Raw genomic sequence first — 14,654 nt, 5'->3', positions numbered from 1 at the left:
TCTTTAGAAAAGCGGATAGTGGTAAAGCTATCCGCTTTATTTAAAACATAATTAGATAATCTATTTGTGTGGTACTTCTCCATAATGCTTTATATGATCAGCTGAAGTTGTTACATATTTAAAAACAGTTTGATGTTTTTTATTGTCATACTCTTGAATATAATGATAGTAAACTATACTGTTTACTAAATGGGGTGTCATACGAAAACTTAAAAAAGTAGTAAAATCACTGCTGGCTACAGACTTTTTAGTTATAGGATCTTTATAGGAAAAAGAATGAAATACACCATTATGAGTGTGAAGATTTTTAGCATTTTTTTCTTTCCCATAGTAACAAAACACATGCTTATTGTCTCTTATACCAATATTAATAAAGGCATGTGCATGAGCGTGTTGAATATTATGAGTATGAAAATACTTTTCATTGTAAAAATAGAATTTATCATACTTAAAAGGACTTCCCTTACTTGCATCTGAACAATGTCGTACTATATAGCCCTGACCATCACAACCGATTATTCTTCCGTTGTGTATCTTTACAGCACCCTGCTGCTGATACAGTACGCCAACTCCTTTGTCATTATCAGATAAATTGCATGAGCTATTATAAGCTGATGATCCTATTAAAACATCTTCTGTTTGTAAAGAAGTATCTTCTAATTCATGAATATTGACTTTATTTTTATGATGATGAGACATCATTTTTTCCTCCTAACCATTGTTTATATTAGACTACTGCAAGAGTCTAATATGTTCCCCAGTATATATGATATTTAAGTACTATTTATTTGTTACAAACTAAGTGCATTAAAATAATTGTGGTGCATAATGTAAAATATGGTCTAAAAACTAATTTTTTTAAAATCATAGGAGGAATTTAAAAGATTTTATAGAATAACTTAAAGTAAACTATATGTAAATAAGAAGAAAGATAGAACTGGGGGAAAATATTATGGCATATTGTTCTAAATGCGGTAAAAAACTTGAAAAAGGTGACATATATTGTCCTGATTGTGGAACTAAAAATATAGAACTAAAAGACAATGTAAAAATTAGATCACAAACTGTACCGAACAGGAATATTGACTATAAAATTATTATAAATATTATAGTGGGCATGTTCTTGAAACCAATTACAACGGCAAAAAAATTTATAAATGAAACAGAAAAGAATATAGTAGTTGTATTAACCTTACTTTTTATAGCATTTCAAGGATTTTTAGGAATTTGGAGAGCAAATCAGATTGTTTCAAGTATAAGTAACGTCGTACAGGATGTTATTAGAAAAACAGCAGAAATTGTAAATTTGATACAACCGCAGGGTTCTTCCAATATAATAAATTCTAGTGAAATGAATGAAATAACAGGTGAAATAAGCAAAATAAAGTCATTTATAAAAATACCTTACGGAGAAATATTCTTGCAAAATTGTGCATTGGTTTTAATTTCAGTGCTAATTATTTTTGTAATAATTTGTGTAGCAAATACTTTATTATCTAAAAAGGCACCTGAAAAATTTAAATATTATAAAACAGCACTTATAGTTACAGCTCCAGCTTTGTATTTTGAATTTTTTTCTATTATATTTTCATATTTATCAATTGATCTTGGATTAGCCACAGCTTTGTTTGGGTATATATTTTCACTAATATGTTTTGCAATGGTTATAAACGAATCACTAGTGATTTCTAAAAATAATACTGTATTTGTTGTCTCATTTGCAAGTTTAGTCACTATTATTGCTCTTATATTGTGTTTTGGGTGGTTTATGCCATCTGTTTTATCTAGTATAGTTTCATCAACTATGAATGATATAAAAAATTTAGGAATTTAAAGTTTGATTGGAGGGTGAAAAATGAATTTCTGTCCAAAGTGTGGTGCCAGTGTTAAGGAAGATTCGGGGTTTTGCCGCAATTGCGGTTATAACCTTAAAACGAAGTCAAATAATGTTAAGGAAGAAGATAAATCTGAAGATTTAGAAGATAATCTAGAAGAAGATTTAGAAGACAATTCAGAGGAAAAAACGGAACAGTTTGAGAATAAAATAGAGAATATTAAATCGGTTTTGAATAGTAAAATGTTAATTGGTATAATTACAGCCTGTGCATTTACAATATTATTTATTTTTATTGGAAAGACAATTAGCAGTCCTCAAAGAACTGTTGCTTCATTTCAAAGTGCTGTAAACAAAAGTGATACTACGGCATTATCTAAGATATTGTATACAACTGATGGAAGGTTAAATTTAAAATCAGATACTATAGATCCACTTTTAAAATCTTTTAAGAACACTCCTTCAGAGCTTTCAAGTACTATTAATGATTTAAATAGTCAGGCTGTAAACTTAAAAAATGGTGGCGTAGAAAATCAAAATTCTAGTTTGTATATTACGAAAGTGGGTAGAACTTTGATTTTTTTCCCAAAATATAAAATTACATTTAAATCCGTTTTCTTAACACTCACTTCAAATGTTAAAGGAGCAGATATTTTAGTAAATGGTGAGAAAGTGGCTAAGGTTGACGGTCAAAATTTTTCAAAACAATTTGGACCGTATATACCAGGATTCTATAATGTGGAGGGAAAGGCTCACGGCGATTTTTGTGAGATGGATAATAAGACTAAGGTAGATTTTATAAGTGATAAAAAGCAGGATGAAACTGCAGAGGCATTAAAAGGGCTCTATTTGAAAGTAAATTCTAATTATGATAATAATGAAATATATGTTAATGGCAAAGATACTAAAAAATCTATAAATTCTGGGGATACCATTGGACCTGTTGCAGCAGGAGCAAGTATTTATGCAGTTATAAATTACAATGGAGAACAGATTAAAAGTTCTTCTGCTAATCTTACAGATGATGATAATCTAATTAGTTTTGATTATTCTAAAGGAGGAGAAACACCTGAACAGCGGAAAAATGATATCAACGATATGATAGTTGGATATGCCTCTTCTCTTGCTGATGCATTGACTTCTGGAAATGCAGGACGGCTTGAATCTTATATGTATCCGGGAAGTAAATTAGATAAGCAACAGATGGACAATATAAATTCTTATTATAAAGGTAATGGCAGTTTTTATGAAAAGTATGATTCTGCTGTTGTTAATTCGTATAAGATGGATGCAAGCGGTAAGTCAGGTACGGTAGACGCAACAGAGGTGTATGATATTAATGAAAACTATGATGGAGTTGATTCTCAAACAAAGACGAGAACTTTTGAGAATATATATAAGTTTAAATACAATGATACTACACAATCATATCAATTGGCGGAAAGGACAAGTGCTGTAGAAAAATAATTTTATTTTGTTTTGATTAACAGGAGAGAGGAAACTTAATGAAAAAAAGAAAGAGGTCACTATTGGCGTTAAGTATTATATCTGTACTTTTGATAGCATTATTTGTGATTGAATTTAATATTTACAAGACAAATATGAATCAGAAGAAAGTATCTGTTGCAAATGTAGATAAGAAAACAAAATCTTATAAAAGTCCCCAAAAAGTTGATAATAAGTCCAAGAAGACCTCAACAGCTGCATCTGAAATGAAGGTTGATGAAACTGAAAAGGCACGGCAAATCGCTGAAGCATATATAGGTTCAAAAGATGTTGGAGTATATTGTATTGAGTTAAATAGTGGAAAGAGTTTTGGAGTAAATCAGGATAAAATTTATTATGCTGCCAGTACAGGAAAATTACCAGAGATTTTATATACTCAAAAAAGAATTAATGAAGGAGATATAAGTGTAAATACTCAATTTCAGTATCATGATTATGTAAATGACATACCTGGAGCCATGATTAGGGGTGGTACGGGTGTGTTAAAAAACAATATACATGATGGCCAAGTGGTTAGTGTTGGCACTTTATTAAAATATGCCTGCAGTTATTCTGATAACCTAGCTTCCAATATGCTGGGGTATTATGTCTGTGATAAAAATGATGGTATTTTTAAGAATTACATTAGCAGTATATTATCTAAGAATATAACTACTTTTTCTAAGGACTTCTCGGCTAAGGATATAGCTTTATTTATGAAGTCGATATATTTCCAAGGCGGACAAGCTACAGATAATTTAAAAAATACAAGCTGGGATAATATTAAAATACCTAAATATCTACCGGTGAAAGCAGCACATAAAATCGGAATAAATGGAAGTTATAATCATGATGTGGCAATTGTTTATGCAAAGGATCCTTATATAATATCAATTATGACTAAAGGAGAAAGCGATGAATTTATTGCCCAGTTGTCTAAGAAAGTTTACGATGAACTGAATAATGATGCAAATTTGAAGTAAAATGAAATATAGAAGTGTAAAATTTTTCTTGTAAATAACTACAAATTTTGAGATTATCAATATAAATAGTATAATAGAAGATAGGAGTATTAAAAATACATTAAATATTCTAAAAGTACTTAATGACTAACCACCAAAAAAGATATGAATAAGGAGAGATAGTATGGGCATTACAGTTAAAAATGCAATAAAAAAGTTAAAACCAGATGTATCTGAATTTGTTATGAAAGAGTTGGAAAAACTGGACTCTAAGTGTTATTTACAAAGGCATGAATCTGATTATAGGTTTAATATACATCAAAAAGAAAACAAAAAGTTAAATTTACCTACAAGTGGTGGAGCTCCTTGTATGAGAGCTTATGTATATGGAAACCTTATGTTTACGGAAGATAATATTTATTTATCAAATAAATGTATAAGTAATTCAGAAGCATTAGAACATGATACTTATAGGGCTGTTTATGAAAACCAATATAATAAACTTGTAAAACAATTAGAAGATAAAGATAATGAAGAAGAAATAACAAAATTTAAAGATGAAAATTTTATTAAAAAAGATGAAGATGGTATGGAAGGAATAAAAATTACAGATGACAATGTTGATGAAATAGTGGATAGTTTACTTAGTAACATACCACCTTTTTCTGAAGAATACATTAAGATGTTTTCTGAGTTATAGATAACTTTAATTCCTGTCAGATAAAATACGCATATCAAAATTTTATAGTACATTAGCTGATATAAATATTTATAAAACTGGTTATGGAAATTGTATGTTCTTTTTATATTTATGGAAATTAAATTTGGAAGGAATCTAGGAATAAGTTGATTTTTATCTGGGTATAAAAGAAAGATGAAAAATAAATGAAGGTTTTCATCTATTTTCCATCCAGGTCACAATAGAAACTCAAACAAATTTAATTAATCCATAAATTCAATAGTGTCTTTTGCAAGTCTTTTTATTCTTGCAAGAGAATATACATGATATCCTTGTTTGTCAAGGAGTTTACGTCCGGGTTGAAAAGATTTTTCAATAACAATTTCAATTCCTGTTACCTTTGCACCACATTGTTCAACCAGGCGTATAGTACCTTTTGAAGCTTCTCCATTAGCTAAAAAATCATCAATTATGAGAATATTATCTTCAGGGCATATGTATTTTTTTGATAAAGTAAGTTCATAATCAGAATCCTTGGTAAATGAGTGAACTGTAGTTTGATATACATCTTCACTTAATATTTTGGATTCTTTCTTTTTTAATATTACCATAGGTAAATCCATCTGAAGTGCAGTCATAACAGCTGGGGCTATTCCTGAACTTTCAATAGTAAATATCTTTGTGATTCCCATATCTTTAAAATGTTCTGCGAAACTTTTTCCTATGGAATACATAAGGCTTGGATCAACTTTATGATTTAAAAATGAATCTACTTTTAATATTGATTCACTTAAGGCATGTCCTTCTTCTAAGATTTTTTTTTGTAATTCCTTCATAAATTAACACCTCGCGATTTTTTATTTTTCTTCTTTTAAAATAAGATTCAATATAAGTGCTGCAATAGTTCCTGTAGAGATACCAGATGAAAAAATCATCTTTAAGCTTTCTGGAAGATTTGATAAAATTTCAGGTCTGAAAGTAACTCCAAGACCTAAACCTATAGAAGTTGCTATTATGAGAATGTTTCTATTATTTAATTTTACCTTACTTAAAGTTTGAATTCCAGCAGCAGCAACTGTTCCAAACATTACTATTCCAACGCCACCGAGTACAACTTGAGGCATCGCGTTTATTATTGCAGCAAATTTAGGAAATAATCCTAGTATAATAAGTATTATTCCTGCGGTCATTGTGACAAATTTACTTGCAACTTTAGTAAGGGGGATCAATCCGACGTTTTGACTAAAAGAAGTGTTTGGCATAGCCCCAAATATTCCAGCAATTACACTTCCAAGCCCATCAGAAAGTACACCATGTGAAATCCTAATATCATCCTCTTTAATACCTGATATTTCGTTTATTGCTCTTAAATTTCCTACAGTACTTATGACAGAAACTAAATATGCTGGAATAAACGGAAGTAGAACACTTGAATTAAAGGTGATACCATGTTCAAATATTTTTGGAAGTGTTACTATACTTGCTTTTGAAATAGATGAAAAATCTACCATACCAAGAGCAATACAAATTATGTAACCTGCTGCCATTCCAATTAAAATTGAGGCACTGCTTAAAAGACCTTTGCCATAATGATTTAAAAGTAAAGTAATTAGGGTTACAGTTAACGCAATACCTATATTTTTTAAACTCCCATAATTTTGTACTCCAGAACCTCCTGCTGCCCAATCTATTGAAACTGGCAGTAGTGTAAGTCCTATTAGGCATACGACTATTCCAGTTACGATTGGTGGAAAAAGCTTCATTATGTATTTAATAGAAAAGCTTAAAATAATTACAATAAGTGCTCCTAATATAGTGGCTCCGAATATGCCGGAAAGTCCAAATCTTTTTCCAACTGCTACAGCCGGGGCTACAAAAGTGATGTCCGTTCCCATAATACAAGCTACTCTTGCTCCAACTGGGCCAATGCCTCTAGATTGTATGAAGGTAGCTATTCCAGCTACTAGAATTGCAGCACTTATTAGTGCTGTAGATGTATGGGAGTCAAGCTTTAGTGAAGATGAAATAATTATTGGGACTACAATAATTCCACCAAAAGCAGCAAAAATATGCTGAAATCCTAATAAAATTTGAGATAATAATTTAGGCTTATCGTAAACTCCATAAATTAATTCCATTTCAGATGTTTGTTCTTCTTGTCTTTTAGCTTCCATGATAGACTCCTTTTTAGAAATATAAAATTTTAAGTACATAACTCAACTTTCACACATTAAAAATAATGCGAAGCAAAGCTTCGCAAGTTAAGAATTAATAATGAAAAATTAATAGTGAAGGATGATTTTTAGCTGTCGCAAAAAATCTTTAAATTTATATAAATCAGCAATGTTTCGCTTTAGCAAAACGAGTGATGAAAAGCTTAATCAAAGATTTTTTGTAGTGTAACGGAAAAAAATCCACATTAACTATTAATTCTTCATTCTTAACTATTAATTAAAACTATTGCGACGCAATAGTTTTAAACTGCGAAAGTTAAGTACATAAAAAATACCCCATAAAAAACGAGGTACATTTGAAAAGTATATGAAGTTTCAAATATTACCTCGTAGTCTGCTTATTTAAGGTTAGCAGGTAGAAACTTTCGGACCATATTACCGAATGTATACGAGTTATTACTTATGTATGGTTAAAGTCACAAATAAGATTATAACACATTTCACATTAAAGTATAATGCAAAATATTCCATGATATTAGAAGGTTAAATTATATAAATTTAATTTAATGTAATATAATATCGATTAAAATGGAAGGATAAACTATGAAGCTGCTTTTTATTATAAACTAAAAAGGGGAATTCCTATGAATAAAAGCGTATTTTATAAATGGCTAAAAATAATTAAAAAGTTAGATGATATGACTTGTAATGCTCAAATTTCAAATTGCCTTATAATAGAAGAATCTTATGGAGATCTAGATGATTCTTATGCAAGGGATAAGTGTGAGTCTATTTTTCCTAAACTTTCTTATACTGAAAAAGAGGATGATGAAAATATAAAAGTGAAAAATCTTTTTAATTCCTTGAAGTTGTATGAGGAGTTTAAAGAAAACAAACTTGTTCAGGAAATAAAGGATATGCCTGATGTAGATCCGAATAAATATGATGGGTCCTATGAACTTGTCCGAGAAACAGTAGAGTCCTTTTCAAGAACACCAATAGATGTTATAGATGTAAGTGATTTGGATATGCTATATTTTATGACTGTGGGGACATGGAAAGTTAAGGTAAAATATAAGATCCAAAAAATACAAAATAGTCATTTGCCTATAGAAGAAAAGAAAAGACTAACAAAAATATTTAATTTTGTAATGGAGAGAGCTAGAAAGCATGAATATGAAAATATTGTAGGCGAATGGTCTGTAGGAATGTTTAGTATTGGATTTTACACATTTACCTCAAAATCAGATGAAGATAGTGCACGAAGATTTATATCTTTGTGTATAAGAATACATAAATCGCATGATGAAAATGAAATTCTTCATATGGCTGAGGAAACTTTTAAAACTAGCATAAAAGGTATGCAAGCGATGGAAGCTTCAGTTATTCTTCATTGTTTGAAACCTTATATTTTCCCTATAATTAACACGGATACAATTGAAGATTACGTTTTGTTTGAAGAAAAAGGTGTAATTTTTACAGATCCAAAAGAGCTTATAAATTATGTTGAAAATACTAGAAAAATTAAAAAGTTTAGGGATGAAGAATGTCTGTTTAGAAATTATAAGGTATTGGATATGAAATTATTAAGCATAGAGAGAATGAAAATAGATAAGTCCAAATATAATGAAATTATGCCAAACAGGGATGTTATTAACGAAGAAGATTTAGAAATACCTGCTTGTTCAAAATCTACGTATTCTAAAGAGGATTTCTTAAATGAAATATTTATGGAAGAAGGTCAGTATGATGTTATATATAATCTTTTAAGGTATAAAAAGAACATAATTCTAAAAGGTCCATCTGGTGTTGGTAAAACTTTTATAGCCCGAAAGTTTGTTTACTCTATAATGGAGCAAAGAGATGATGCAAGGATTAAGATGATTCAGTTTCATGAGGGCTATTCTTACGAAGATTTTATCATAGGTTATAGACCGGAAAAGAATGGGTTTAGTCTTAAATATGGCATATTTTATCGCTTTTGCAAGCAAGCTCAAAATGATTCCAGAAGGCCCTATTACTTTATAATTGATGAAATAGACAGGGGAAATCTGAGTAAGATTTTTGGAGAAGCTATTATGCTTGTTGAGGCTGATAAGCGCGGAGAAGAGTATGCAATATCTCTACCTTATATTGAAAACTTATTTTATATACCGAGAAATGTTTATATTATAGGCACTATGAGTGCACGTAAAGGTAGCACCAGAGTATTTGATTGTACTCTTAGAAGACGTTTTGCTTTTATTGAAATTGAACCTGCATTTAATAATTTGAATTTTAAAAGATATATGAAAAATAAGAACGAAGATTTGGCAGAGAGTATTATTGAAAAGTTTGTAAAACTTAACGAAGATATTGAAAATGATCCTTCATTAGGAGGAGATTTTCGCATAGGGCACAGCTATTTTTGTATGCCAAAGCATACATTAAGCAAAGAGGAGTATAAAAATATTATTCAATATGAAATTTTACCTCAGATTGCCGAATATTGGTCTAATGAACCTTATAGGATAAAAAAATGGATAAGAGAACTTATAGAGTAATATCAAGTGATTCTAAGGTTCAGGTGGAGTTTGCTTATAAGGAATACTCATCTCCATCTGAACCTTAGAAGAACTTATCCAGGTGCGTAGCAGTGCTTATCCCACCACTTTGAAGAAGATTGGGGGTGTTAGCAATGGTAGCAATCGGATAAAGACTATGAAGAAAGATTTTTAATCTAAACTTCATAGTTCTTTTATTTTGCGAAAAATTATTGACATAATGTATAATTAAAATTATAATAGTTAGAAACCTTACAATTAGAAATCTAACAAATGGTGGAGGCATGAAAATGAACAATAAAACAGAAATGTACATTGGAAGAAAAATTAGTATACTTTCTAGGAGAATTCATAGAAGAATAGATAAAGAGGCATCACAGTATGGTATAACTGCTGTTCAAGCTAGAATACTTGGTTTTATATATTGTAAGTCCAATAAAAAAGATATATTTCAAAGGGATATAGAAGAAGAACTTGATATTAGACGTTCTTCAGTAACTAGCGTACTTCAGCTAATGGAAAAAAACGGATATATAAAAAGAGTAAGTGTTTCTGAAGATGCAAGACTTAAGAAGATAATAATAACAGAAAAAGGTTTGCAAATTCAAAAAAAGGTATATGATTTTATTCTTGGAATGGAAGAATCTTTAAAGGATGAATTAAGTGATGAGGAGACAGACATATTAGTCGATTTACTTGACAGATTGTCTGAAAAAATTGGCGATGGAATATAGATTCCTAATATTAGTTAGGAATCTAACAAGGGGAGGAACAAGGTTATGATAAGAAAGATATCAAGTTATATAGGCGAATTTAAAAGAGATTCTATTATAACACCTGTATTTGTTGCTTTAGAGGCCATAATGGAGACGATTATTCCACTGTTGATGGCATTGATAATTGATAATGGCGTGGGAAAAGGAAATATAAAATATGTGTGCATTGTTGGAACTATAATGCTTATGGTGTCATTTGTATCCCTTACCTGCGGCGCATTATCAGGAAAATATGCAGCTAAAGCATCTACTGGTTTTGCCAGAAACCTGCGAAGAGCAATGTACTATAATATTCAAAACTTTTCTTTTTCTAATATAGATAAATATTCTACAGCTGGTCTTATAACTAGACTGACTACAGACATAACAAACGTTCAAAATGCATTTCAAATGATAATAAGAATGCTTGTTAGAGCACCGTTTATGCTAATCTTTGCTATGGCAATGAGTTTTTATATAAATGCAAAGTTAGCTCTTGTATTCTTAGGTGCCATAATTTTTTTGGGAATTATATTGTATATTATTATGACAAGAGTACATCCATATTTCATGGAAGTTTTTAAAAAGTATGATGATTTGAATGCTAGTGTACAAGAAAATCTAACTGCCATAAGGACTGTGAAAGCTTATGTAAGAGAAGAGCATGAAAAAAGCAAGTTTTATAAAGCTTCTGAAACTTTATATAAATACTTTATAAGAGCTGAAAAATTAATAATAATTAATGCTCCTGCAATGCAATTTGCAGTGTATACATGTATTTTACTTTTGTCGTGGCTTGGGGCAAAAATGATTGTTTCAAAATCAATGACAACGGGAGAACTTATGAGTTTATTTACGTATACCGTTAATATATTAATGAGTCTTATGATTATTTCAATGGTATTTGTAATGGTAATTATGGCCAAGTCATCTGCTGAAAGAATTGTGGAGGTTTTGGACGAAAAAAGTGATTTAACAGATCCAGAAGAGAAGGCAATTTGTGAAGTAAAAGATGGATCTATATCCTTTAATAAGGTTGGTTTTAGCTATAACAAGAGTATGGACAATCTAGTTTTAGAAAATGTAAACTTGAAAATTAATTCTGGTGAAACAATAGGTATTATAGGAGGAACAGGAAGTGGAAAGTCTACTTTAGTCCAACTTATTCCAAGACTATATGATACTACATGTGGAACTGTTGAAGTTGGTGGAGTTGATGTTAGAAAATATGATATAGAGACTCTTAGGGATGAAGTTTCAATGGTGCTGCAAAAGAACGTATTGTTTTCTGGGACAATAAAGCAAAATTTAAGATGGGGAAATAAAAATGCTTCTGATAAAGAAATAGTTGCTGCATGTAGAGAGGCTCAAGCTGATGAATTTATAGAAAAGTTTCCTGATAAGTATGATACTTTTATTGAAGAGGGTGGTTCAAATGTATCAGGCGGGCAAAAACAAAGATTATGTATTGCAAGGGCTTTGCTAAAAAAGCCCAAAATATTAATTTTAGATGATTCTACTAGTGCAGTGGATACTAAAACTGATGCTCTTATTAGAAAAGCATTTGGAGAAGAAATACCAGATACTACAAAAATTATTATTGCACAGCGTATCTCTTCAGTTCAGGATGCAGATAGAATTATTGTATTAAACGATGGAAAAATAGATGGCTTTGGAACCCATGAGGAGTTACTAAAGACAAATGAGATATACCATGAAGTTTATGAATCTCAAGTGAAAGGAGACGATGATGACAATGGGTCAAAATAATAATAGTAAACCTAGGCAAATGGGCAGGCATCGTGGATATGTAAAGCCTAGTAAAAATTCTTTAAAAACATTAAAAAGATTATTAGCTTATGTTATCAAGGAATATAAGTTTTTATTTCTTATTGTATTAGTAGGTATTATTATAAGTTCTCTTGCTAATGTTATTGGTACATTATTTTTAAAAAACTTAATTGACGATTATATAACACCTCTTTTGCAAAAATCAAATCCTAATTTTGGACCGCTTTTAAAAATGATAACTACTATGGCGGTAATTTATTATGTTGGAGTTGTGTCAACATATGTATACAGCCGTGTGATGATTATAATTTCTCAAGGATCTCTTAAAAGAATAAGAGATGACATATTTTCTCATATGGAAAGTCTATCTATTAGTTTCTTTGATACGCATTCCCATGGAAACTTGATGAGTCTTTATACAAATGATACGGATACCTTAAGGCAGATGATTAGTCAAAGTATTCCACAAATATTAGCAGCGATTATTACTGTTGTCAGTACTTTTATCTCAATGGTATATTTGAGCTTCCCACTGGCTATATTTGAAATTTTGATTGTAATTTTAATGATTTATGTTATCAAAAATATTGGGGGAAAAAGTGGAAAGTATTTCGGACTTCAACAAAAAGATTTAGGTATGGTAAATGGATATATAGAGGAAATGATAAATGGCCAGAAGGTTGTTAAAGTATTTTGTCATGAAGAAGAGGCAAAAATCAATTTTGATAAGTTAAACAACGAGCTTTATCATAGTGCAAATAATGCAAATAAGTACGCCAATATTTTAATGCCTATTATGGGCAATATTGGTTATATCAATTATGTATTTGTTGCTATTTTTGGTTCTATTTTAGCTATTAGCGGATTTGGCGGATTTACTCTTGGAGGAATTGCAGCATTTTTGCAATTGACAAGAACGTTTAGTACTACAATTAATCAAATGTCCCAGCAGTTTAATTTTGTTATAATGGCACTGGCAGGAGCTGAACGTATATTCAGACTTCTTGATGAAAAGCCAGAAGAAGATGCAGGCTATGTATCCTTAGTTAATGCAAAAGAAAATGAAAATGGGGAATTAGTAGAAACTGAAAAACATACGGGAATTTGGGCGTGGAAACATCCCCATCATGACGGAACGCTCACTTATACAAAACTTCTCGGAGAGGTAGTATTTGATGATGTAGATTTTGGATATACTGATGAGAAAGTTATACTGCATAATATAAAGCTTTATGCAAAACCAGGACAAAAAGTAGCCTTTGTAGGAGCTACAGGTGCAGGAAAGACTACTATTACTAATTTAATTAACCGTTTCTATGATATTCAGGATGGAAAAATTAGATATGATGGCATTAATGTTAACAAAATCAAGAAGGATGATTTAAGAAGATCTCTTGGAATTGTACTACAGGATCCACATCTGTTTACGGGAACAGTTGCAGATAACATTAGGTATGGAAAATTGGATGCATCAGAGGAAGAAGTAATTGCAGCAGCAAAGCTTGCAAATGCAGATGGATTTATAAAACATTTACCAAAGGGATATGATACGGTTATTACTGGAGATGGTGGAAACCTGTCACAAGGACAAAGACAGCTTTTAACTATTGCTAGAGCTGCTATTGCAGATCCACCGGTTTTAATACTTGATGAGGCTACATCCAGCATTGATACAAGAACAGAAGCTATTGTTCAAGAGGGAATGGATAAGCTTATGAAAGGAAGGACAGTATTTGTAATTGCCCACAGACTTTCAACGGTTAAAAACTCAGATGTAATTATGGTGCTGGAAGAAGGCAGAATCATTGAAAGAGGAAGTCACGATGATTTGATTGAGCAAAGAGGAAAATATTATCAGTTGTATACAGGGGCCTTTGAACTGTCGTAAAGTCAATTATAATCTCTGTAGGGTTTCAAAACGAAAAATAAACTTATGCTCCGGATATTTTTACAACCACAAGCACGATTAAATATTTTGATAAGTCTAGGCAAAAAATTTATAAAAATCTAAGGACTTTTGAAAACTCGTACCTCAGACAATTCAAAAGTCCTAAGCTTTTTTACAAATTTTCCACCAAGACTTATATACAAAATATTTAAATGTGCTTGCTTATTGTAAAAATACTCCTACGCATAAGTTTATTTTTTAGTTAGAATATCTACATAGTGATTCTACTTGAAACTTGTCATTATATTATTTAGTACAAATAAATTTTCAACTGTATAGAGTTAAAAGTAAAAGTCCAGCTAGGTATTTTGTTAAACCAAATCCAAAATATTTAACTGGATTTTATTTTAATAAGTAGAAATATATAGACTATAATGAATTTTATCGATTTGACATTATAAAAAATAGTAAATTACACATTATCTATTTAATTATAATAGGAGATGTGTTATAATAACCATTGCACATGTATATAAATATCCA

Annotated in this window: 11 protein-coding genes and 1 riboswitch; of the genes, 8 read left to right on the top strand and 3 right to left on the bottom strand. The window is 30.5% G+C overall.

Annotated features, from left to right (window positions below):
- Positions 1-60: 60 nt before the first annotated feature.
- Positions 61-699, bottom strand: coding sequence for a hypothetical protein (locus CLRAG_RS11975; protein WP_242872140.1), 639 nt, complete (start codon positions 697-699; stop codon positions 61-63).
- Positions 700-952: 253 nt separating this feature from the next.
- Between CLRAG_RS11975 and CLRAG_RS11970 the strand changes: the two genes are divergently transcribed.
- The 4 genes from CLRAG_RS11970 (at position 953) to CLRAG_RS11955 (ending at position 4,981) form a co-directional block, all read left to right on the top strand.
- Entirely contained in the window at positions 953-1,834 is an 882-nt protein-coding gene (locus tag CLRAG_RS11970; RefSeq protein ID WP_065078642.1) for a zinc ribbon domain-containing protein, read from the top strand.
- Between the two features lie 21 nt (positions 1,835-1,855).
- Positions 1,856-3,301 carry a zinc ribbon domain-containing protein gene (locus tag CLRAG_RS11965; RefSeq protein WP_065078641.1) on the top strand — a complete coding sequence of 482 codons (1,446 nt, stop codon included), beginning with the start codon at positions 1,856-1,858 and terminating at the stop codon, positions 3,299-3,301.
- A gap of 38 nt (positions 3,302-3,339) precedes the next feature.
- The gene (locus tag CLRAG_RS11960) at positions 3,340-4,302 is read left to right on the top strand and encodes a serine hydrolase (protein ID WP_065078640.1); all 963 of its coding nucleotides are present in this window, start codon (positions 3,340-3,342) and stop codon (positions 4,300-4,302) included.
- A gap of 163 nt (positions 4,303-4,465) precedes the next feature.
- Complete coding sequence (locus CLRAG_RS11955) at positions 4,466-4,981, top strand: hypothetical protein (RefSeq protein ID WP_065078639.1); 516 nt, start codon at positions 4,466-4,468, stop codon at positions 4,979-4,981.
- A 242-nt stretch (positions 4,982-5,223) separates the two neighbouring features.
- Here the strand turns inward: CLRAG_RS11955 and CLRAG_RS11950 are convergent, their stop codons facing one another.
- Both CLRAG_RS11950 and CLRAG_RS11945 read right to left on the bottom strand, forming a co-directional pair.
- Entirely contained in the window at positions 5,224-5,796 is a 573-nt protein-coding gene (locus CLRAG_RS11950; RefSeq protein WP_065078638.1) for a xanthine phosphoribosyltransferase, read from the bottom strand.
- Positions 5,797-5,817: 21 nt separating this feature from the next.
- Positions 5,818-7,134: a nucleobase:cation symporter-2 family protein gene (locus CLRAG_RS11945; RefSeq protein WP_065078637.1), complete on the bottom strand. Its 1,317-nt coding sequence runs from the start codon at positions 7,132-7,134 to the stop codon at positions 5,818-5,820.
- Positions 7,135-7,504: 370 nt separating this feature from the next.
- Positions 7,505-7,606: riboswitch (purine riboswitch) on the bottom strand.
- A 172-nt stretch (positions 7,607-7,778) separates the two neighbouring features.
- Between CLRAG_RS11945 and CLRAG_RS11940 the strand changes: the two genes are divergently transcribed.
- The 4 genes from CLRAG_RS11940 to CLRAG_RS11925 all read left to right on the top strand — a co-directional run bounded on the left by CLRAG_RS11940 (position 7,779) and on the right by CLRAG_RS11925 (position 14,111).
- Positions 7,779-9,677, top strand: a complete 1,899-nt coding sequence (locus tag CLRAG_RS11940; RefSeq protein WP_065078636.1) for an AAA family ATPase — start codon at positions 7,779-7,781, stop codon at positions 9,675-9,677.
- A 290-nt stretch (positions 9,678-9,967) separates the two neighbouring features.
- A complete protein-coding gene (locus CLRAG_RS11935) occupies positions 9,968-10,411 on the top strand; it encodes a MarR family winged helix-turn-helix transcriptional regulator (protein WP_065078635.1) in 444 nt (147 codons plus the stop codon).
- Between the two features lie 45 nt (positions 10,412-10,456).
- Positions 10,457-12,202, top strand: a complete 1,746-nt coding sequence (locus tag CLRAG_RS11930; RefSeq protein WP_065078634.1) for an ABC transporter ATP-binding protein — start codon at positions 10,457-10,459, stop codon at positions 12,200-12,202.
- Positions 12,189-14,111 carry an ABC transporter ATP-binding protein gene (locus CLRAG_RS11925; protein WP_065078654.1) on the top strand — a complete coding sequence of 641 codons (1,923 nt, stop codon included), beginning with the start codon at positions 12,189-12,191 and terminating at the stop codon, positions 14,109-14,111. The genes CLRAG_RS11930 and CLRAG_RS11925 overlap by 14 nt, the downstream gene beginning before the upstream one ends.
- Positions 14,112-14,654: the final 543 nt, after the last annotated feature.

The organism is Clostridium ragsdalei P11 (genome assembly GCF_001675165.1).
GTDB lineage: Bacteria > Bacillota > Clostridia > Clostridiales > Clostridiaceae > Clostridium_B > Clostridium_B ragsdalei.
This window is presented reverse-complemented; position numbering and strand designations above follow the sequence as displayed.

What these genes read in the sequence shown, in the direction of transcription:
- CLRAG_RS11930 (WP_065078634.1), top strand. Translation starts at nt 10,457, where the DNA reads ATGATAAGAAAGATATCAAGTTATATAGGCGAATTTAAAAGAGATTCT.
- CLRAG_RS11950 (WP_065078638.1), bottom strand. Translation starts at nt 5,796, where the DNA reads ATGAAGGAATTACAAAAAAAAATCTTAGAAGAAGGACATGCCTTAAGT.
- CLRAG_RS11925 (WP_065078654.1), top strand. Translation starts at nt 12,189, where the DNA reads ATGGGTCAAAATAATAATAGTAAACCTAGGCAAATGGGCAGGCATCGT.
- CLRAG_RS11965 (WP_065078641.1), top strand. Translation starts at nt 1,856, where the DNA reads ATGAATTTCTGTCCAAAGTGTGGTGCCAGTGTTAAGGAAGATTCGGGG.
- CLRAG_RS11955 (WP_065078639.1), top strand. Translation starts at nt 4,466, where the DNA reads ATGGGCATTACAGTTAAAAATGCAATAAAAAAGTTAAAACCAGATGTA.
- CLRAG_RS11970 (WP_065078642.1), top strand. Translation starts at nt 953, where the DNA reads ATGGCATATTGTTCTAAATGCGGTAAAAAACTTGAAAAAGGTGACATA.
- CLRAG_RS11960 (WP_065078640.1), top strand. Translation starts at nt 3,340, where the DNA reads ATGAAAAAAAGAAAGAGGTCACTATTGGCGTTAAGTATTATATCTGTA.
- CLRAG_RS11940 (WP_065078636.1), top strand. Translation starts at nt 7,779, where the DNA reads ATGAATAAAAGCGTATTTTATAAATGGCTAAAAATAATTAAAAAGTTA.
- CLRAG_RS11935 (WP_065078635.1), top strand. Translation starts at nt 9,968, where the DNA reads ATGAACAATAAAACAGAAATGTACATTGGAAGAAAAATTAGTATACTT.
- CLRAG_RS11945 (WP_065078637.1), bottom strand. Translation starts at nt 7,134, where the DNA reads ATGGAAGCTAAAAGACAAGAAGAACAAACATCTGAAATGGAATTAATT.
- CLRAG_RS11975 (WP_242872140.1), bottom strand. Translation starts at nt 699, where the DNA reads ATGTCTCATCATCATAAAAATAAAGTCAATATTCATGAATTAGAAGAT.